Raw genomic sequence first — 18,665 nt, forward strand, 5'->3', positions numbered from 1 at the left:
TACGGTGCTGTCATGTCTCGATCAGCCGAAACCGGATCAGTCTTGTCTCCCGTCACCGCGGACGACGTCGACCTTGCCGTGCGACTTGCTGTGGGCGTCCTGCGGGACGCACCCCCGGAGGGGTGGGGCGGTAAGGCCGGTTCGCTGAAGTGGGACTGCTGGGAGACCGTCGAACACCTCGCCAACGACCTGTTGTACTACGCCGTGCAGCTGGGGCCGCAGAGCCCGCCGCTGGACACCCATGTGCCTTTCGCGTTGCGTCAGAAGAGGCCGGACGGGCCCGCGTACTTCCTCTTCGCGGAGCGTGATGCGGGTCCGGCTGGCCTGGTGCAGGTGCTGGAGGCGTGCGGAGCGCTGCTGGTCGCCATGGTGCGTACGACGCCGCCCCGGGTCCGCGCCCACCACGCCGCCGGGGTGTCGGATCCTGAGGGCTTCGCGGCGATGGGGGTGGTAGAGACGCTGGTACACATGCACGATGTGGCGGAAGGCTTCGGACTTGCCTGGACCCCGCCCTCCGCTCTCTGCTCGCGGGTGCTCGCCCGTCTGTTTCCAAAGGCTCCGGGCGGCGAGGATCCCTGGCTCACTCTGTTGTGGGCCACCGGCCGCGCCGAACTACCGGGGCACCCTCGTCTCACCACGTGGCGCTGGGTCAGTACACCGCGATCATAGGGGGTCGGCTTCAGCCGCGGCCAGGCTGATGATCGTGCCCTTACCGAGGCGAGAGCGCACGGGGCCACCCGTCCCAACCGGCAACCCTATGCGTCAGGGCAGTGCAGAACTGCCATGTCGCTCTCCTGTTTGTCCATGGGATGGGTTGGCTACGAACGGCCGTCAGCCGGCCTGACCGGGGCGGCGTCCCAGACACCGGTGGCCGCGGCTTCCCGCGCGTAGTTGGAGAAGCCCTTGGGCGTTCGGGCCAGTGCTTCCTCGACGCCGTGGACCAGATGGGCGTTCTGGCCGTCCAAGCACACGATTCCCCAAGCCGAAGAACCAGCGGGACAAGCACCATCGCCGCGGCAGCAAGGCCGGCCGGCCCGTCGGCTTCGACAAGACGATCTACAAGCGCAGGAACGCAGTCGAGCGAACGATCAATGCGCTGAAGAACTCCCGGGCCGTGGTCACGAGATTCGACAGGCGCGCCTATGTCTTCCACGGCACCGACACCGTGGCTTCGATCCGCGTTTGGCTCAAGCCGTGATCACTTGGCCTTCGTGACAAGATCTGGGCGTGACGACGTTGTTCCTGACGGTTGGCCTGCCCGGAGCCGGAAAGACCACGAGAGCTCGACAACTGGCCGAGGAGCACAACGCGCTTCGGCTGACGCCGGATGAGTGGATGCTCCCGCTGTTCGGCGATCCGCAGCCGGCCGGGAAGCGCGATGTGCTGGAAGGTCGGCTGCTCTGGCTGGGGCTGGAGGCGCTGAAGCTGGGAACGAACGTCGTCCTGGATTTCGGATGCTGGTCTCGTGACGAGAGGTCCGCGATCCGCTGGTTGGTGATGTCTGTGGGTGCGTCCTGTCAACTCGTGTACGTGCCGGTGGACCATGAGACCCAACGTGCTCGGATCGCCCATCGCCAGTCGACCACACCTGATCAGACCTTTGTGATGAGCGAGACGGACCTCTTGCACTGGAGGACGCTGTTCGAGGAGCCCGACGCCATGGAACTCGATGGACATGAGGTAGCAGGTCCGCCTCCTGGGTGGTCAGGATGGCTCGAGTGGGCCGCCGACCGGTGGCCATCGCTCGCGTGACTGTCCGGCCAACCTTGGTGCCGGCCAGCCACGCAGCCGTGCCAGGAGTGCCGAGCCCGGAATGATCCGCCGGACAGGCTCTAGCCGAGGCAGCGGGACGGGCGAGCCAGAATCCTTGCGTTCCGAGACACGGATCGTCCGCAGTAGGAGCGGAGCCTGCCTCAGACCACGCCCGTCCACTATCCAGCCGATTGGGTGACGTGCTCGGGGCGCTGGTTACCGGGCGGGCCTGGGAATTCCCAGCAACCGATGGCCGCGGTCCGCTCCGCTTGGGAACAGCTCGCTGCCGAAGGGCTGGCGACCCTCCGCGATGGCTACCCTCTGTGAGCCGCGAACCCGAGGCAGGGGCGAGCTCGGCCAACAGCGCAGGGGCAGAGAGCGGGCCTTGATGCTGCCGCTGACAGGGATCCCAGTTGCTCCGACGTCGTCGCGCCAGCGGTGGTGATCACGAGAGGAAGAAGCACAGCGACCCTGCCCCGCCAGCGAGGCTTGACCGAGCAGGCCGCTACCAGGCCATCGACACCACCTGCCGCCTGCTGCGGCTGCCGTCAATCCGCCACGAGTTCGCCGAGTTCGCCGACCGGGCGGCCAGGGATCAGATGACCTACCGCGGCTTTCTCGCCGATCTGCTGCATCGACGAGCTCGGATACATGGACCTCGACCGGCACGGCGCTGAACTGCTCTTCCAGGTCCTGATCGAGCGCGAGGAGAAGAACAGCGTCGCCATCGCCTCCAACGAGTCCTTCGGCGGCTGGACAAAAACGTGCACTGATCCCCGTCTCTGCGCGGCCATCGTCGACCGGCTCACCTTCAACGGAACGATCATCGAGACCGGCACCGACCGCCACCGGCTCGCCAGCACCCGGGCCCATGCCGAAGCCCCGGTCAAGGCCGGTTGATCCTGGCGCCAGAGCGTTGGTCCTGCCGGCCTGGCGGCAGAACCAACGACATCACAGCTCGTCGTTCAACAGCGAATACATGAACATGTCCCGGCGTCCGTCCCCCACCTGCTGCCAGCTCCGCAGCAGCCCCTCACGTCGGAACCCAGCACGCTCGGCAGTGCGCATGGAGGCTGTGTTCCACGGTTCCACCCACAGTTCAAGCCGGGGAATCCGCAGCTCACGCAAGGCCCAGCCGACCACTGCGTCGACGGCAGCCACGGCGGCCCCCTGACCACGCGCCGACGTGACAACCCAGTAGCCCAGCGACGCGCGGCCCTGTTCCAGGTCCCTCAGCCACAGCCCGACCTGGCCAACTGGCCGATCGTCAGAGGTCACGATGACGAACGTATACCCAGCCCTTGCGATTGCTCGGCCCCATTGCCGTTCGATGAACGCGACGCCTGCCGACTCGGAATAAGGCGACGGCACCGTCGTGATCAAGGGGATGCAGCCGTCTTCCGACGCCTCACGGACAAGCGGAAGGTCCGAAAGGCGCCACGGACGAAGCGTGAATCCACCACCAGCGGCGAGTTCAGGCACGTCAAGAGGCTGCTCCATCCACCCATCCTGCCGAGTGCTCCAAGCCGGTCCGCACCTGGGTTTCGGCACCACCCCGCACCCGTCGCTCCCTCCAGGACGACGAGCGACGTTGGGGCAGGTGACGTCATTTCTCGTGACCATCCGCTGGCCCTCTGATCACCAACCGCTGCTGAAACCGATCGACAAACGCTGCCGCTGAACGTGAACAAAGCCGCGCCTGCGAACAGCAGCTCCAGCGCATCGCTGCCGAAGGGCGCGCCAGCTGAGAGCCTGCCTGCGAACGCCGGGTCCTGAAAGGTGAGGTACTGGCCTGCTGGGGCTTGCCCTGGTGGCCGCCCAGCAGGCCGCCGTTCTTCCCTGGGCGCGGCTGGTGGCGCCCAGGGGGAGCATGCACTCTTCCAGTTCAGGCTCTCACGCCTGCCACCGCGCCGAGTCGCAGAAGCGGTCGTCACCCGTGCCTGAACCGTCGTGGTCGAGACAGACCCGGAAGGTGTAGTAGGTGCCGTCGTCAAGGTTGTATTGACCGCCGTCGTCGGCGCTTCGATCGTCGCAGTCGCCGTTCCCGCTGGCCCTGAGTGAGTAGCGGGTGCTTCCGTTCGGGTTGATGACGTAGGCGACCGCGCTCCAGCCGTCCGCTTGCTCGTCACAGACCTTTGTCTTGTCCCCGTCGCTGTTGAACGTGAGCTTGCCGCCCGGGTTGTCGTCGTCGGTCTTCATCTCGTGGCTGGCGGCATGGGCCCCCGTCGCCATGGTTAAGGAGACGACGACCGCCGCCGCCATGACGGTCAAGGGCTACAAGACCGAACGGTCCGAAGGCGGCCTGCCCTCGGCCGCCATGCAGGAACTCGGCATACAACTCCCGTTGTAACCGGCGCGCCTTACCACGATGACCAACGGGCTGAGCATCCCTACCTGGTCAGCTCCTCTATCGGGGCACCGCACTCGCGAGGCCATCAAAGATCGGCTGATCTACCCGGACGAGGACGCGATGCACCTGATCGGCTACCAGTTCCGAATGAGGCCGTGCGCGCAAGCTCAGGCGGGCTGTCTCTAGCGGTCCTTGGCCTGGGGCCGGGCGCCGCGTTCGTCGATGAGTGCCGCGAAGCCGTCGAGCACGCAGCGCAGGCCGAACTCGTAGGTGTGGTCGGGGTTGTACGCGCCTTGGTGGGCTGCGCCGGCCGCGCTGCCCACACGGGTGGCGAGTGGGTAGCGGGCGGGGTCGAAGACACGGGCCAGGAGGGGGGCGTTAGCGGCCCACCACTGCTCGTCCGACATGGCGCTGTCACGGTGGGCGGCTTGGGCGTCGTGTGCGGTGCGGGCGGTGGACTGGACGAAGGCGAGGAGGTGGGTGAGCGCGGCGTCTCTTTCGATGTCGTCGAGTCCGGTCCCCTCGAAGGCGCCCAGTTCGCGCTCGTACTTGGCCATCAGGCCGGGTCCGAGGGCCGGACGGGTGCTGGGCAGGGTGGCCGCCCAGGGGTGTCGGCGGAAGAGGGCTCGGTTCTCGTGGGCGACGGTCGTGACACGGGTGCGCCAGCTGGTGCCCGGAGGGTGCTCGGTGCGCGGCATCTGCTGGTAGACGGTGTCGAGCATGACGTCGAGGAGCTCGGCTTTGCCCGGGATGTAGGTGTACAGCGTCATGGGCGTGACGCCGAGCTCCTGGGCGATACGGCGCATGGTGAGCGTGTCCAGGCCGTCGCGGTCGGCGAGCTCAATGGCGGTCTGCACGACGACGTCGATGCTGAGCTGTTGCTTCGGCCCGCGTCTGGCGCCCTTGTGGCCTGCTTCGCGCCAGAGCAGTTCGAGCGTGCGTGCCGGGTCGCCTGCGCCGGTGCGGTCCTTCGCCTTCGCCATGGCTCACATCCTCTCGCGGGCTCTTGCGTGTGGTTCGGGATCTTGGAGCGTATCTCTATACTCAGTATAGAGTACAATGTATAGAGTTACTGAATGTGGCCGACTCGTCTGCCGGTTCCGGCGGCCCGTCCCCCTGGAGGAGAACGTGCAGGTCACCGCCACCGCCATTTCCCTGAACGTCGACGACGTCGCCGCTTCCGCCCACTTCCTCACCCAACACTTCGGCTTCACGGAAGCCGCCGCTGCAGACGGCTTCGCGTCCCTCGTTCGCGAAGACGCGGCCAACGTGATCTTTCTGCGGCGAGGGATCGAGGTCCTGCCCGAGGGCTTCAGGGATCAGCACGTCGCCGGGCTCATCGTGGCCTTCACCGTGACCGATCTGGAGGCCGAGTACGAGCGACTGCAGAACGAGCAGGTCTCCATCACCATGCCGCTGAGGGAAGAGCCGTGGGGCGAGCGGCTCTTCCAAGTCACCGATCCGAACGGCGTCATCATTCAGTTGGTCGACTGGGTCACCCCGCCCCAGTGAAGCGGTTCTCTCTGGCCGCCGCGCTGGTGGGGGCGGCCCTTGCGCTGGTGGCCTTGACCGTGTCGCTCCGGCCAACGGCCAGCGGGCGATCTCGATGCTTCAGCTGCTGCGCGGCCGGATCTACGGGGCCGACCACGATCACCCGGGACCGAAGCCGGGACCGAGCTACCCCGTCGGGTGAAGATACGGCAGCGGCGTTACTGTCCCAGGGGGCCCGGGCGTAGTGCCGTACATGGACCGATCCACGAGACGCATGTGAGGGAGCCGGGCTTGGTCGTCGTCGACGTGGCGGCCGCCGACGACGCCACAGCGCTTGCCTTCCAGCGGCTGCTCGCCGACCGGTGGGCGACGGCGATGGCGGAGCACACGGCGCGGGACGCCGCTCAGTCCGGCGTACGGCTGCGCTGCCATCGGGACCTGCGCCAGCAGTTCACCGCGGCCCTCCGTGGTCGGCCTGGCCCTGGAGGCAACCACGGCCCGGGCCTGACTTCATGACAGGTGCCGCCTTCGCCGAACAGCGGCATCTCCTGGACTTCGATGTCCGCGCGGAGGCGGTGAGGGCGGGTCGGGCGCCGCCACCGTCCGGTGCTGTCACGGGCGGCGTCGATGTCGACTTCCATCACGACATCGGGCTGCACCAGGACGGCATCGAGGGTGCGCTGCGTTGCCCACCCTGCCGAGGCCATCCAGCCCGTCCACGGATGCGCGCCGCGCGGCGTGTGCGGGGGTGGGCAGGCAACGGGGGGATGTACCTGCCCACCCCTCGTACGAGACTCACTCACGGGGGGAAAGCGGGCCTCGCGGGGTCGATCTCGCGACCCACTGGCTACAGCGCACCGTGGGTCTCGGATGTCACACCCGGGAGTGCGGCTGGTCCAGCTGGTGTCTGCCCAGCAGCTGGGCCGCCTGGGGCTGCGCGTGCTCGGCAGCCGACTGAACATCTGCCACGACGTCTCCTCGCTCGCGCACCAGGTCCTCGTAGATCGGTGGGTGATCTGGCTCGTTCGGACTGCCTGTCACTGTGCTGGCCTTTCCATGTCGAGCGCTTTCCGCAGTAGTGGTTCCGGCGCGGCACTCGGCTGTCGCGAGGCACCAAAGAAGCACTGCGTTCACGTCACATCAGGCTCGGTTGATCCGTGCGGCGATGCCGTGACCGATCAGCAGATAAATGACAGCCGGAAGTCCGTAATTGAGGACGATGCGTAGCCCTTCTGTGTTCATGGTGAAAATGTCTTGTGCCCAGCCGGACAGCCAGTCCGCCGCTCCGTGCACGAATTCGACAAAGGAGTTCGCCTGGTTGGCGTCGAGCAGGTAGAGCACGATCCACAGTCCCAGCAGACCGGCCGCGATGTCGGCGATCGTGCAGATGGTGAGGGCTGTTCTGCGTGCGGCGGCCTGGTTGCGGGCGGAGTGGTCGGGCGCTGAGGGCTGGTCGTAGGTCGGGTATCCGGAAGCCGGGCCGGTGTTGTTCATGGGGAATCCGCTCTGACGGGTTTGCTGCCTCCCTCTACAGCGCCCGGTATTCGTCGCCGCGTTACACCCGGCACCTGGAACACGACAATGTCGCGGCTTATTCGGTCACGTACGCAAAAGGTCACCCTGTGGCGTACATTCCGGGCACCGGAAAGCATGCCTAAAGGTTGTCCCGCGATGTTGGGCAACGGCCGGGCGCTTGCGGGGGTGTAGTTACCGCGTCGGAAATCAAGCGGCCCAGGTTTCCTCCTCCAGGAGGAGCCCGTCGGCCACATAGCTGATGGTTCGGTACCAGCCGATCACTACGAAGAGTTCGAGTAGCTGAGTGTCCTCGCAGTGAACGCGCAGGGCCTCCCAGGCGGACTACGAGAGCTTGGCCGTGTCGTGCAGTTCGTCGACTGCGTCGAGCAGCGCCGCATGGCGTGGCGACCATGCGACACTGCCCGCCAAATCGGTGTCGGTGGTTGCCCGGAGCTGTTCCCGGCTGAGTCCGGCCTGCTGTGCGAGAGTCGCGGCGTGCACGCCCCATTCGTAGGCACAGCCGGCGCGCGCGGTCACGCGGGCGATGACGATCTCGCCGTCGATGGCCGGGAGGAGCCCATGGCCCAGCAGTCCGGTACCCAGCGAGGTCCCGACAGTGGCTGCGGACTGCCAGCAGGACGATCAGCCCATAGCGGTCACAGAATCCGACCTGGTTGAAGTCCACCTCGACACGCCGGGAGCCGCAGAGCACGGCCGCCTGGGGTGTGCCTGTCTGTATCCGGACCGGTGATGCCGTTTGTCGAGCGACCGCTGCAGGTGACGGACACGGGCCCACTGCTGCTGGCGGAAGCTGCCTGATCAGCGATCGACCACCGCCCACGGCTCGCTGCTTGGGTGTAACGCTTGGGGCGCCCGGTGCTTGTCATCGGTGGGCCGCAACCGCGGCTCCGCAAGGCCCGCGTCCCCCGTTGTGCCGGAACGGGCAGGTGTTCCCCCCGTCGCTTGCCCGCCCCGCCCTTCAGCGGCACACGTATCTGCAGTGGCCCAACCGCACATGCCCCTCTCGCGCAGCGCCCACACGGCACCCGAGCTGGTGATCAGACTGGGTCGGTATGTTCGGCCCGGAGGCGCTGGGCGACGTCGCGCAGCTTGACGTTGTGATGCTGGGAGATGCGGCGCAGCACGTTGAAGGCCTCGCCCTCGCTCAGCTGGTGGCGCTCCATGAGGATGCCCATGGCCTCGCCGATGGCGTGCCGGGTCTCCATCGCGTGCTCGAGCTGGTCGATGGTGCGGGCGCTGGCCAGGGCGACGGCGGCGTGGGAGGCCAGCAGCCAGCCCGCGTTCTCTATGTCCTTGCCGAAGGCTCCGGGGCGGCGTGCGTACAGGTTCAGTGCGCCGAAGTCTTCGTTGTCGGTGTAGAGCAGTACGCCGGTCATGCTGCCGATTCCCAGCTTGCGGGCCTGGGCCGCGAAACGCTCCCAGGCTGGCTGGGGCTCTGTCAGGTCAGCGATCCGGTATATGCGCTCGCCGTCCTTGCGGCGGGCGAGGTCGAAGCAGGGTCCCTCGCGCAGTTCACCTTGCAGGCGGTCGGACTCCTGGACCCTGTCCCCGCAGGCGGCCAGGGTCACGGCCCGGCCTTTGCGCACCGCGAGTATGCCGGCGGCGTCGCAGCCGTCGACCAGCCTCACCGCGGAGGCCGCGATCTCATCCAGGGTCGACTGGACAGAGTCCTGGGCCAGTAGATCCCGCGCGAGCAGCGCCATCTGCTCGGCGTACTCACGCCACTCCACCGCCACCACCCGCCTCGATCATCGGTCGGGTCACAGTACCCCGAGCCGCGCCACATCTTGGCCTGGCCGATGTCACCAGGAGCGCAGGGAGACGTGGGACGTCCCATCCGTGGATGCCTCAGCCCGCGCCCGCTCACCGTTGCGCCATCTGGTTTGTGCTTGGGGTTGCGCCTACGGCCCCTTGGCTGGAGTCAAGGAGAAGGGATGGGCAGGGTGGGCGGCGCGGCCTGCGGCCGGGGATCGCGGTGCGCGCTCAGGCGGCTGCGCGTCGGCGGGGCCTCCGCGCCCGTGCCGCGACAGTGCGACGACGTCAGGCGGGGCAGGTCAGTGGGGGAGAGGCCGGGGCGGGTGCGATGCCAGCGCGTGGGATGCCGCCACCAGCCGGAGGCGTCGCGGGCGACGTCGACGCCGACTTCCACCACCAGCTCCGGTTCCACCAGCGCGACGTCCAGCGTCTCCCGGCTGCCCCACGTGGCGGAGAACGACCAGCCTGTCCAGCGATGACTGTGCTGCGCGGGTCGAGTAGCCCGGCGACCGTGCTGCTTGCCGGGTGGGCGAGAGTGGTGGTGCGGCCGGTGTACGGAAGTCGGCGGTTGTCGTCGTACCAAGGCTCGTACACGCTGTCCAGCCGCTTGAAAAGCACGCCCGCCGTCCCGACCGACGTCCACGTCAGCCACTCGCGCATGGTGTCCGGGTCGGTGGTCGACGGACACAGCGTCCACGGCGCCGTCAGCTGACGGGCGCGGCGAACACGGATTCAAGCGCGGTCCTGCGCCGCTGATATGGGCAGCTGGTCGTGTCAGTGCCGGACAGCGTCAGGAGGTCAAAGGCGACGTAAGTGGGCCGGCCACCTCGTCAGCCGCCCGGGCCGCCCCGGCGCCGTGCCGCTGAACGGTTCTGCAGATGCTCGAAGGCCAGCCGACCCGCGGGGTCCCATACGACCAGCCGACGCCATGGCGGTGCCAGATTCACCATCTTGAATTCGCTGGTCACGAGGCTGGTGTGGGTGGTGGGTTGTGCATACAGTTCTTCAGCTGGGCCCCTCGAGATCGCCGTCAAGTAGGTGCAAGCCGCCACTCGGACAGGGCGCTGCCCCGGAACCGTTGACCAGGCGAACCGCCCACTGCCATCACCCCGCAGTGGAAGACATCGACCTGCCGTCGGCCTGTCACTGCCGGAGCCGACGCTCGCCATGCCTACCTCGGCCCGTACTCCTTACGGGTCACGAACCCAACGTGTGGCCAGGGTTGCATGCCGCGGCCCGTTGCCCGCGTCCAACACCGAAGCGCGGGTCCTCGACCGGCGGTGGTGAGCGCGACGGTTCTGTGACGGGTGGGTGTGGTTCCGTGTCAGAGGGTTCGGGCCGTGGCGGCGTCGCGGAGGAGGCCGGCGAAGGTCAGGGCGGCGGGGGTGGGTGAGTGGTCGGCCATGCGGACCAGGAGGATGCGGCGGATGGGGGCCGGCGGCTGTAGGGGCAGGACCTTGACGCCTCCTCGGATGCCTTCCAGGGCCAGGGTGGGGGCGAGGGCGACGCCGATGCCGGCGGCGACCATGGCCTGGGCTTCCTGGTAGTCGTGGGCCTCGTAGGCGATGTGGGGCTCGAAGCCGGCGGCGCGGCAGCCGCGGACGAGGGCTTCGGCCACCGGGTGATGGTCGGCGCGGGTGATCCAGGGGTCGTGGGCGAAGTCGGCGAGTGAGGCGGCGTCGCGGCCGGCGAGTGGATGCTGGTCGCTGACGAGAAGGGCCGGCGGGTCATCGAGGAGGGGGGTGACGACGATGTCCTCCCGGTCGATTCGGCTCCAGTCGTAGTCCCACATCAGCGACATCTCGATCTCCCGGTTCTCCAGCATCGTCCAGAGTCCGGCGATGCGGGCGCTGCGGACGGTCAGCCGTACGTCGGGGTGGGCGTCCCTGAAGGCGATCACGGCCTGCGGGAGGAGCGAGGCTCCGACGGTGGGGAAGGTGCCGATGCGCAGCGTGCCCGCGCGCAGGCCGGCGTAGTCGGCGAGTTCGTTTTCCGCGGCCTGCAGTTCGCGTTCGATCCGTTGCCCTCGTTCGGCCAGCGCCCGCCCGGCGTCGGTGAGGGTGACGCCCCGGGCGTGGCGTTCCAGCAGGGGCTGGCCTGCTTCCGTTTCCAGGCGGCTGATCTGCTGCGACACCGCTGACGGTGTGTAGTTGAGGGCGCGAGCTGTCGCGGTCACCGAGCCGCGCCGGGCGACCTCCGTGAACAGCAGGATGCGCCGGACGTCGAGCATGCCGCCACCTCCAGCGTTCACTTCACCTTAATAGCCATACAGATTTCCGAGATTGTACTTCACGCTGCTGTCACCCACCGTGGAGGACACCACGCACGGCGAGACCGCCGGTGGGCTTCCCCTTCCATGCCTGTGAGGAGTCAGTTGTGCTGCGTCTGCAGGGCGAGATGATCCGCGGAGGAACCAGCAAGTGCTGGATCTTCGACCACCGCGACGTGGCCGCCACAGGCGTGGACGTCGATGACCTCCTGCTCGCCGCCTTCAACGCCGCCGACCCCCGCCAGATCGACGGCGTGGGCGGCGCCTCCTCCACCACCTCCAAGGCCGCCGTCGTACAGGCGTCGACCCAGGTCGGCGTGGACGTCGAGTTCGCCTTCGCGCAGGTCGGCATCGGCGACGAGCGCGTGGAGTGGGCCAGCAACTGCGGCAACTGCGCCACCGCCGTGGCCCTGTACGCCGTCCACCACGATCTCGTGCCGATCGTGTCGGACACCACCACGGTCCGCATGCTCAACGTCAACACCGGGGCCCGCCTCACCGGCACGATCCCCACCCCCGCGGGCGCGGCCCCCGAGGAGGGCACGGCCGTGGTCCCGGGTACCTCGGCACGGGGCGTGCCGGTCCTGCTCGGGTTTCAGGACCCGGCGGGCTCGACGACCGGCCGCGCTCTGCCGACCGGCCGGACGCTGGAGGAGCTGACCGGCCCGGACGGCCCCGTCGAGGCAACCCTGGTGGACGCCGGCGCTCCGGCCGCGCTGTTCGAGGCCAAGGCGTTCGGCCTCGACGGCACGGAATCCCTCACCGCGTTCGCCACCGCCGTACCCGCGCTGACCCTGCTGCGCCGCCAGGCAGCGCTGGCCATGGGCCTGGCCCGCGAGAGCGATCCGATAAGCCACGCGGTGCCGAAGGTGGGCATCGTCGCCCGACCTGCTCCCTATCGCACCACCCACGGCATACTCGTCAACCAGGACGAGTACGACCTGGCCGTGCGCATGGTCTCCATGCACGCCCCGCACCCGGCGATCGGCCTGACCTCCGCCGTGGCCCTGGCCACGGCCGCCGCCACCCCTGGCACCCTCGCCCACCGCGTCGCCCGGCAGACCGCCGACGGCACGCTGCGCCTGGGCACTCCCGCCGGCGTGATCACCACCCAAGCCGTCCCCGCACCGGACGGCGCGTCCCCCACGGTGCTCCTGCACCGCGCCGCCCGGCGTATCGCCCGAGCCGAACTCCTCGTTCCCGTCCTGGAAGGACGCCCCGCATGAGCCGCAACGACGCCGCCCCGGGTACCGTCACCACACCACCGGGCCGCACCCGCCGCATGCTGTCCCACCTCTACGTCCAGTGCCTGATCGCCGTCTTCCTCGGCGCCGCAGTGGGTTGGCTGTGGCCCTCCGTCGGCGCTGACCTCAAGCCGCTCGGCGACGGCTTCATCGCGCTGGTGAAGATGCTCATCGCGCCGATCATCTTCTGCACGGTCGTCCACGGCATAGCCTCCATGGGCAACGCCCGCGCGGTCGGCCGCGTGAGCCTGAAGGCCCTGGTCTACTTCGAGGTGCTGACCACCGTGGCCATGGTGCTCGGCCTGGTCGTCGTCAACGTCGTCAAGCCGGGCAGCGGTCTGCACGTCGACCTCTCGACCCTGACCACCAAGGGCCTGCCGCCGGAGGCGACCACGGCCCACGAGGGCTTCGCCGAGTTCGCCCTCGCCATCATCCCGGCCACCCTGGTCAGCGCCCTGACCGGCAACGAGATCCTGCCGGTGCTGCTGGTGTCGGTGCTGTTCGGCTTCGGCCTGCACGCCAGCGGAGAAGCCGGCCTGGGCATCGCCCGGGGCATCGAGAAGTTCTCCACGGTCCTGTTCACGCTCATCCGGTGGATCATGCGGCTGGCCCCCGTCGGCGCGTTCGGCTCGATGGCCTTCACCATCGGCAACTACGGCCTGGGCACCCTGCGCCACCTGGCCCTGCTGGTCGGCTCGTTCTGGCTGACCGCCCTCTTCTTCGTCCTCGCCGTCCTCGGGACCGTGATGCGCCTGAACGGGCTGCGACTGCTGCCCTTCCTGCGCTACATCAAGGAAGAACTGCTGATCGTCCTGGGCACCTCTTCCACCGAGCCCGTCCTGCCGCGCATGATGGCCAAGCTCCAGCACGCGGGCGCCTCGAAACCGGTCGTCGGCATCACGCTGCCCGCCGGGTACTCCTTCAACCTTGACGGCACCGCCATCTACCTGACCATGGGCTCGGTCTTCCTCGCCCAGGCCCTCGGTATCGACCTCAGCCTCACCCAGCAGCTGACCATGCTCGCCGTCATGCTGCTCACCTCCAAGGGCGCCGCAGGTGTCACCGGCTCCGGCTTCATCGCCCTGGCCGCCACCCTCAGCGCCATCCCGCACGTCCCCGTCGCCGCCCTCGCGCTGATCTTCGGCATCGACCGGTTCATGTCCGAGGCCCGCGCCCTGACCAGCCTGGTCGGCAATGGCGTCGCCACCCTGGCCGTCGCCCGGTGGGAGGGCGAGCTCGACGAGGACCGCGCCAAGGCCGTCCTGCGCGGAGAGATCCCCTACGCCCCCACCTCCGCTCCCTCCGCGGTGACAGCCCAGCTCGATCCGATGGAGACACCCGCACCAACCCACGACCCCGTCACCGCCGCACGCTGACGTCGCATGGGCGGGCGGCCCGGAGCGAGACGCCGGGCCGCCCGCGATGTCACTCGATGAGACAACTTCAAATACCTGGAGAACCATCGGACTTGGGCTCCGCGGCCCAGCCTGGCCGTAGATCGGGCCCGGGCGGGGGAGTGCTCAGCATCGGCTCCGGCAGGGTCCACGAATGCGTCCGTGTCATCGGCAGAGCCCGTCGCGCGGCGATGAGGCTCGTCAGGGACGGAAGCTGGCCCGGTAGTCGGTGGGCGTGCGGCCGGTCAGCTCCTGGAAGGCGGCGTTGAACGCCGACAGGGAGGTGTAGCCGACCATGAAGGCAATCTTGGTTACCGGGGTATCGCCCGCGGCGAGTTCCTCGATCGCGCGTAGCAGGCGCATGCGGCGCAGGGCTGCCCGCCAGGTCATGCCGGTCTCGTCCGAAAATCGACGTGCCAGCGACCGCGGCGCGAGGCCGACCTCTTGTGCCAAGTCTTCGAAGCGGACTGCACTGTCGAGCCGTTCCTCGGTCAGTCGCAGGGCTCGGCGCAGTTCCGGAGATCGCCCCACCGGCACGACGACCGGGCTCGGCTGTTCGGCGAGCCGCCAGGTCACTGCGGCGAGCGCGGCGAACAGGGTCTCGGCGTACGCAGTAAGGGGTGGGTCGCTGTCGCCCCACGTGCCACACTCAGCCACCAGGGAGCGTGCGAGGGGGCTGAGGTCGAACACGGTCAACGGCGCCGGCGGGGGCGGGGCAAATCCGGTGTCGAACAGCACCGACGCGGTCGTGACTGGCCGCGGGATACTCACCTGAATCGCCCGGCCCGCCTCGATCAGAGCAGCTCGGGCCGGCGGCAGCAACCACGCCCGACCCTGCGCCTCCAGCCGGAGGGCACCGGCGGAGGCGCAGAGCAGGTAGTGCCGATCAACGCAGACATCGCGAGCGGACCCTGCGGCGAAGGTGCGGACGAAGCTGTACGCCTTCCGGGTCATCGATGGCCTCGCACGGATGGATCGTAGTAGTCCGTCGTGATACCGGTCAGGCGACCGTCGCCAGCAACTCGGCGCGGAAGCGCCGGCTTACCGGCGCGCCGACCATGAGCGGGCGGATCGTCTCGCCGAAACGCGCGAAGGAGGCTGATCTCAGGTAGCCGTCGAACGACGCCTCGTCCTCCCACTCGTGCACGATGGTGATTCGGCTGTCGTCCTCCCGGGAGGCGTAGACCCGGAAGGCGAGGTTGCCGGGCATGGTGCTGATCTGGTCACGTTCGGCGTCAAGATGGTTGAGGGCAGCCGCGCGATCGGTAGCGGCGGTGTCAAAGTCGACGATGGCAATGAGCACGGGGACCTCCTGGACCAGGGCAGCGATTGCTGCGGATGAGATGCCTATGATCCTCACGCGGCACCGGCTCGGCCGGCTTCCGTCAACCGGACGCTTTCACGCTCCCATCGGACAGACTCGCTCCTCACCGCAAACCCAGCGGGACTCCTGGTGGCAGGAGCTCGCCGGGATGCTGGAGAAGGTGTCGGCCGTGAACACCGACCGCGTCGCCCTACGACAGCAGTACACGGACCGGGCGATCCCCCAGTTCGTCGGCATCCCGGGCACCCGCCGCGACCTGCTGGACCACCGCCCACTCCGACGTGCACTGGGCGAACCTCACCGAGCTCCTGCGGCTTTTGGACTGGGAGGCCCGAGGCCGCGCGCCGGAGGGGGTCGACGCCGCCACGCTCCCCGCCTACACCCTGCTTCAGCCGGACACCGCCGCCCGGGTCCTCACCGTCTTCCCGATCCTGGGCAGCCCGGCCGGCCTCGCCGCCGAAGCGACCATATGCGCCCGGCTGAGACCGTGGCCCGCGGCGATAGCCTGGTCCTTACCGATCCGCTCCATCAGTGGGCCGCCGACCTGCGCCGCCGCGCTGGCGCGTAAACCCCGCAGCCATCTCGTTGCCCCCGTTAGACCCAACGGGGGCAGCGCGGTCCGGGGCGACGCGCACGAAGTTGCTGCGGCCAGTGACCGGGTTCAGCACCGCGACCTTGAGCGGCGTCCGGGCGGCGGCCTGGATACGAGAGAGCCACGTTTGGTTCGGCACCAGGATCGTCAGTTCCTTCGGCCACTCGGCGAGCGCTGAAGGGTCAGGGCACACCACACCGGCCAGCGTGAACCCGTCGCTGGCCGACCGCGGCCGGGCGTAGACGAGTAAGCCGTTGCCGTGGGAGGGACTCGGGTTGCCGTACCTGATCGCCTTGTCGGAGGCGGAGCGAACCATCTGCGTGAACGTCTCCCACACGGCGGCATCCAGGCCCGCGTGCTCGAAGAATCCCGCCAGGCGCTGCAGCTCCGCCTGCCGCTTCTGCGCCCGCTCCCGCGCCCGCTGCTCGACGTCCCGGCGGCGTTGCGCGGCCGCGGCTGCCTGCTGCTCGGCCTTCAGGCGCCGGCGCTCGGCGGCAGCGGCCCGTTCGACGGCTTCGGCCTCGGCCTCCATCCGGGCGCGGGCAACGGCCAGGTCCTCGTACGCGGGCGCAGTCCACCACACCGTGCCGTTCGCGCCGGTGTGAGCGCGCACCCGCCCGTCGAGAATCCACTTGATCGCGTCGCCGAGCGGGCAGGTGATGTGCACCCACTTCGCCTTCGTCTTCAGCATGCGCGGTGACCAGGTGTAGCGCGCCAACCCATGGCACACCGTCCAGGTCTCGCCCCGCTGCTGCGGGAAACGCACCCGCAGGGAGGGGACGACCCGCTCCCACGGCCGGTCCTGCACGGCCACCCAGCACACCGCCACCCCGTCCTGCGCATAGCGGTCCGTACGCATGCGCGCGTCCTGCGGCGTCATGGGCGACAACTGCGCCTCCAGCGCCATGAACGGGCGGTCCTGCTCGTCGAAGACCATCACGTCGGCCCGCCAGTTCCGGGCCTCGCTGCTCACCTCCAGCTCCGCCCGCCAACCCGCCGCCCGAGCGGCCATGGCCAGCTCCAGCTTCAGCAGGTGGTGCTCCGGCGATTCGTTCGCCAGCTCGCAGTCCTTCGGCCGCACCTGGTGGTAGAAGTGCCGGAAACTGCGCTGGGAAACCCGGGCGAAGACCCGGCCCCGGCACTCCGGGCAGACCAGCTCCAGCCCATTGACGCGGTGGATGTCCGTCCAGGCACGGCCACACCCGAGATCGTCCAACGACGCGTCCAGCCGACCCCAGACCGGGTGTACGGCGGTGTACCCCATCAGCCCCCCCTCGTGCGCCCAACGGCCCCAGCGTCCCCACGCCGGGACGCCCCCACGCTGCCGATCCAGGAGAAGGGCGGGAACCCAGCGCCTTCCCGGCCGGGTGCTGACTCTGGTTGGCCCTATTACCCCTGACAGGGGCAGCCGTCCGTCGATCCGCAGGTCGCCGCCGCGTCCTCCACCAGGTCCTCCACCGGACGGTGAAGGACTCCTGTTCCGACCGCTGTCCTCTTTGCAGGTCACGCTGCCGTACGTACTGCCGCCCGTACGCGGCCGCGCGCCAACTACAGGGGTTGGGAAGGGGGGAGACGAGGAGGACGGGCGCCTACCGGGAGCGGGCGGAGCGCCGGCGGTGGACGCGGGGAACGGGCGAAAGCCGCGGGGACGGCTGGCAGCCCACCGAGGAGGACGAGCAACTGCTGCCGCTGGCCACCCGCTACAGCACGCTGACGCTCCACCAGGCCGCCCGCCTGCTGAGTGGACGGATGGAAGCCGCCCAGCAGCGGGTACGGCTGATGACCGAGGCCGGGCTGCTCCACCGCTCCACGGAGGTGCGGTGGGCGGGCACCGTCGTGGTGGACGACCGAGCGCGGCGCCCGGGGCGCCGGGGTGAGAGTGGGTGTTCCGCACCCGCCGGGCGAGCGGCCTGCACGGCCAGGGGCTTTCCGCCGGCGAGCGGAAGGATCTCAGGGCGTGCGGTGACACTCCGGGAGGGGCCGCGGCCTGATGCGTTGGTGTGCAGAACTTCCAGGTCGTCGACGGGGCCATTCGCCAGCGGGACGCGAAGAACGTTCCTCCGGGCTGCTTACGTCCCTTCTCACCGTATGACTCCGACGCTCGCGCCGGCGCCAAGCGAGGCACCAGCTGGACTGGCTATCTGGTGCAGCTGACGGAGACGTGTGAGCCGGACACACCCAACTTGATCACTCATGTCGCCACCACGGACGCGTCCGTGAGTGACCTGAAGATGGTCGATGCCATTCACGCGGATCTGCGTGCTCACGGCATGCTTCCTGCCATGCATCTGGTGGACGCGAACTGCATCGACGCCCAGGGCCTGGCCGACGCCGAGCAGGCGGGCATCAGACTGGTGGGGCCGGTCGACAAGAACACCACCACCCAGCCCACGGGCAAGTTCGCCACGGACGCGTTCGCCGTGGACTGGGGGAACAAACGGGTGACCTGGCCCAAGGGCCGGGTTGCGGACAGCTGGTATCCGCGCGTCTCCTCGCACGGCATCCCGGTGATCCGAGTCCGGTTTCCCGCGGTTTCCCGCGGTCGGCTGCCGGGCCTGCCCGGACGTGAATGCCTGCGCGCCGTCGAAAGCCGGCAGGGGTCGGGAGAACATGCTGCGGGAGAGAGCCGCACATGAGGCGATGCAGCGCAACCGTGCTGACCAGCGGGAGCCTGAGTGGTGGAGCCTCTACCAGCACCGACAGGGCATCGAGGCCACCGTTTCACAAGGTGTCCGGGCCTTCGGCCTGCGGCGGTCCCGATACCGCGGCCATCCCAAGACCCGCCTTCAGCACCTCTTCACCGCCACCGCGATGAACCTTGCCCGGCTTGATGCCTGGATCACCGGAACACCCCGGCCGGAACCCGCATCTCCCGCTTCGAACGACTGCGTCCCGCTGTCTGACGGCAGCGGGACGCAACCAAGGGGCCATGTACCAACAGAGTCCGGCTGGCGCGGC

The 18,665-nt window shown here is 68.8% G+C and carries 18 protein-coding genes and 4 pseudogenes; 11 read left to right on the forward strand and 11 right to left on the reverse strand.

Translation table 11 applies throughout. The features are described 5' to 3' along the window. Positions 1–12: 12 nt before the first annotated feature. The gene (locus NW895_RS34040) at positions 13–669 is read left to right on the forward strand and encodes a hypothetical protein (RefSeq protein ID WP_354670142.1); all 657 of its coding nucleotides are present in this window, start codon (positions 13–15) and stop codon (positions 667–669) included. Between the two features lie 149 nt (positions 670–818). On the opposite strand, the gene NW895_RS34045 is transcribed toward NW895_RS34040, so the two are convergent. Continuing rightward, a complete protein-coding gene (locus tag NW895_RS34045) occupies positions 819–965 on the reverse strand; it encodes a hypothetical protein (protein WP_354670144.1) in 147 nt (48 codons plus the stop codon). A gap of 11 nt (positions 966–976) precedes the next feature. Here NW895_RS34045 and NW895_RS34050 point away from each other — a divergent pair. The 3 genes and pseudogenes from NW895_RS34050 to NW895_RS34060 form a co-directional block, all read left to right on the forward strand. After that, positions 977–1,198: pseudogene (locus tag NW895_RS34050) on the forward strand (IS5/IS1182 family transposase); the annotation flags it as partial. 29 nt (positions 1,199–1,227) lie between these two features. Next, complete coding sequence (locus NW895_RS34055; protein WP_289940624.1) at positions 1,228–1,752, forward strand: ATP-binding protein; 525 nt, start codon at positions 1,228–1,230, stop codon at positions 1,750–1,752. A gap of 471 nt (positions 1,753–2,223) precedes the next feature. Further along, positions 2,224–2,652: pseudogene (locus NW895_RS34060) on the forward strand (ATP-binding protein). 51 nt (positions 2,653–2,703) lie between these two features. Here NW895_RS34060 and NW895_RS34065 read toward each other — a convergent pair. Together NW895_RS34065 and NW895_RS34070 are read right to left on the reverse strand one after the other, a co-directional pair. Next, positions 2,704–3,252, reverse strand: a complete 549-nt coding sequence (locus NW895_RS34065) for a GNAT family N-acetyltransferase (RefSeq protein WP_289940625.1) — start codon at positions 3,250–3,252, stop codon at positions 2,704–2,706. 393 nt (positions 3,253–3,645) lie between these two features. Beyond that, the gene (locus NW895_RS34070) at positions 3,646–3,951 is read right to left on the reverse strand and encodes a hypothetical protein (RefSeq protein ID WP_289940626.1); all 306 of its coding nucleotides are present in this window, start codon (positions 3,949–3,951) and stop codon (positions 3,646–3,648) included. 67 nt (positions 3,952–4,018) lie between these two features. Here NW895_RS34070 and NW895_RS34075 point away from each other — a divergent pair. Next, positions 4,019–4,102 (forward strand): annotated as a pseudogene (locus NW895_RS34075) (transcription factor); the annotation flags it as partial. A 182-nt stretch (positions 4,103–4,284) separates the two neighbouring features. On the opposite strand, the gene NW895_RS34080 reads toward NW895_RS34075, so the two are convergent. Further along, complete coding sequence (locus tag NW895_RS34080) at positions 4,285–5,085, reverse strand: TetR/AcrR family transcriptional regulator C-terminal domain-containing protein (protein ID WP_289940627.1); 801 nt, start codon at positions 5,083–5,085, stop codon at positions 4,285–4,287. A 145-nt stretch (positions 5,086–5,230) separates the two neighbouring features. On the opposite strand from NW895_RS34080, the gene NW895_RS34085 reads away from it, so the two are divergent. Both NW895_RS34085 and NW895_RS34090 read left to right on the forward strand, forming a co-directional pair. Continuing rightward, entirely contained in the window at positions 5,231–5,614 is a 384-nt protein-coding gene (locus tag NW895_RS34085; RefSeq protein WP_289940628.1) for a VOC family protein, read from the forward strand. Positions 5,615–5,884: 270 nt separating this feature from the next. Beyond that, positions 5,885–6,109, forward strand: coding sequence for a DUF6207 family protein (locus tag NW895_RS34090; protein WP_289940629.1), 225 nt, complete (start codon positions 5,885–5,887; stop codon positions 6,107–6,109). Between the two features lie 624 nt (positions 6,110–6,733). Here the strand turns inward: NW895_RS34090 and NW895_RS34095 are convergent. From NW895_RS34095 to NW895_RS34110, 4 genes are all read right to left on the reverse strand, one after another. After that, a complete protein-coding gene (locus NW895_RS34095) occupies positions 6,734–7,087 on the reverse strand; it encodes a hypothetical protein (protein ID WP_289940630.1) in 354 nt (117 codons plus the stop codon). Between the two features lie 363 nt (positions 7,088–7,450). Further along, complete coding sequence (locus tag NW895_RS34100) at positions 7,451–7,711, reverse strand: carboxymuconolactone decarboxylase family protein (protein WP_289940674.1); 261 nt, start codon at positions 7,709–7,711, stop codon at positions 7,451–7,453. 455 nt (positions 7,712–8,166) lie between these two features. After that, positions 8,167–8,859, reverse strand: a complete 693-nt coding sequence (locus tag NW895_RS34105) for a GAF and ANTAR domain-containing protein (protein WP_289940631.1) — start codon at positions 8,857–8,859, stop codon at positions 8,167–8,169. 1,349 nt (positions 8,860–10,208) lie between these two features. Then, positions 10,209–11,114 (reverse strand): LysR family transcriptional regulator, encoded by a 906-nt coding sequence (locus NW895_RS34110; protein WP_289940632.1) that lies wholly within the window; start codon positions 11,112–11,114, stop codon positions 10,209–10,211. A gap of 146 nt (positions 11,115–11,260) precedes the next feature. Between NW895_RS34110 and NW895_RS34115 the strand changes: the two genes are divergently transcribed. Both NW895_RS34115 and dctA read left to right on the forward strand, forming a co-directional pair. Further along, entirely contained in the window at positions 11,261–12,379 is a 1,119-nt protein-coding gene (locus NW895_RS34115) for a PrpF domain-containing protein (protein ID WP_289940633.1), read from the forward strand. Next, a complete protein-coding gene (dctA, locus tag NW895_RS34120) occupies positions 12,376–13,773 on the forward strand; it encodes a C4-dicarboxylate transporter DctA (RefSeq protein WP_289940635.1) in 1,398 nt (465 codons plus the stop codon). The genes NW895_RS34115 and dctA overlap by 4 nt, the downstream gene beginning before the upstream one ends. A gap of 219 nt (positions 13,774–13,992) precedes the next feature. Here the strand turns inward: dctA and NW895_RS34125 are convergent, their stop codons facing one another. From NW895_RS34125 to NW895_RS34135, 3 genes are all read right to left on the reverse strand, one after another. Continuing rightward, complete coding sequence (locus tag NW895_RS34125; protein WP_289940636.1) at positions 13,993–14,745, reverse strand: AraC family transcriptional regulator; 753 nt, start codon at positions 14,743–14,745, stop codon at positions 13,993–13,995. Between the two features lie 46 nt (positions 14,746–14,791). Beyond that, positions 14,792–15,094, reverse strand: coding sequence for an antibiotic biosynthesis monooxygenase (locus tag NW895_RS34130; RefSeq protein WP_289940637.1), 303 nt, complete (start codon positions 15,092–15,094; stop codon positions 14,792–14,794). Between the two features lie 533 nt (positions 15,095–15,627). After that, positions 15,628–16,971 (reverse strand): competence protein CoiA family protein, encoded by a 1,344-nt coding sequence (locus NW895_RS34135; protein ID WP_289940638.1) that lies wholly within the window; start codon positions 16,969–16,971, stop codon positions 15,628–15,630. Between the two features lie 952 nt (positions 16,972–17,923). Here NW895_RS34135 and NW895_RS34140 point away from each other — a divergent pair. Next, the gene (locus NW895_RS34140) at positions 17,924–18,343 is read left to right on the forward strand and encodes a hypothetical protein (RefSeq protein WP_289940639.1); all 420 of its coding nucleotides are present in this window, start codon (positions 17,924–17,926) and stop codon (positions 18,341–18,343) included. Further along, positions 18,273–18,476 (forward strand): annotated as a pseudogene (locus tag NW895_RS41340) (transposase); the annotation flags it as partial. The gene NW895_RS34140 and the pseudogene NW895_RS41340, both read left to right, overlap by 71 nt. Positions 18,477–18,665: the final 189 nt, after the last annotated feature.

Source organism: Streptomyces sp. S.PNR 29, from assembly GCF_030386795.1.
Lineage (GTDB): Bacteria > Actinomycetota > Actinomycetes > Streptomycetales > Streptomycetaceae > Streptomyces.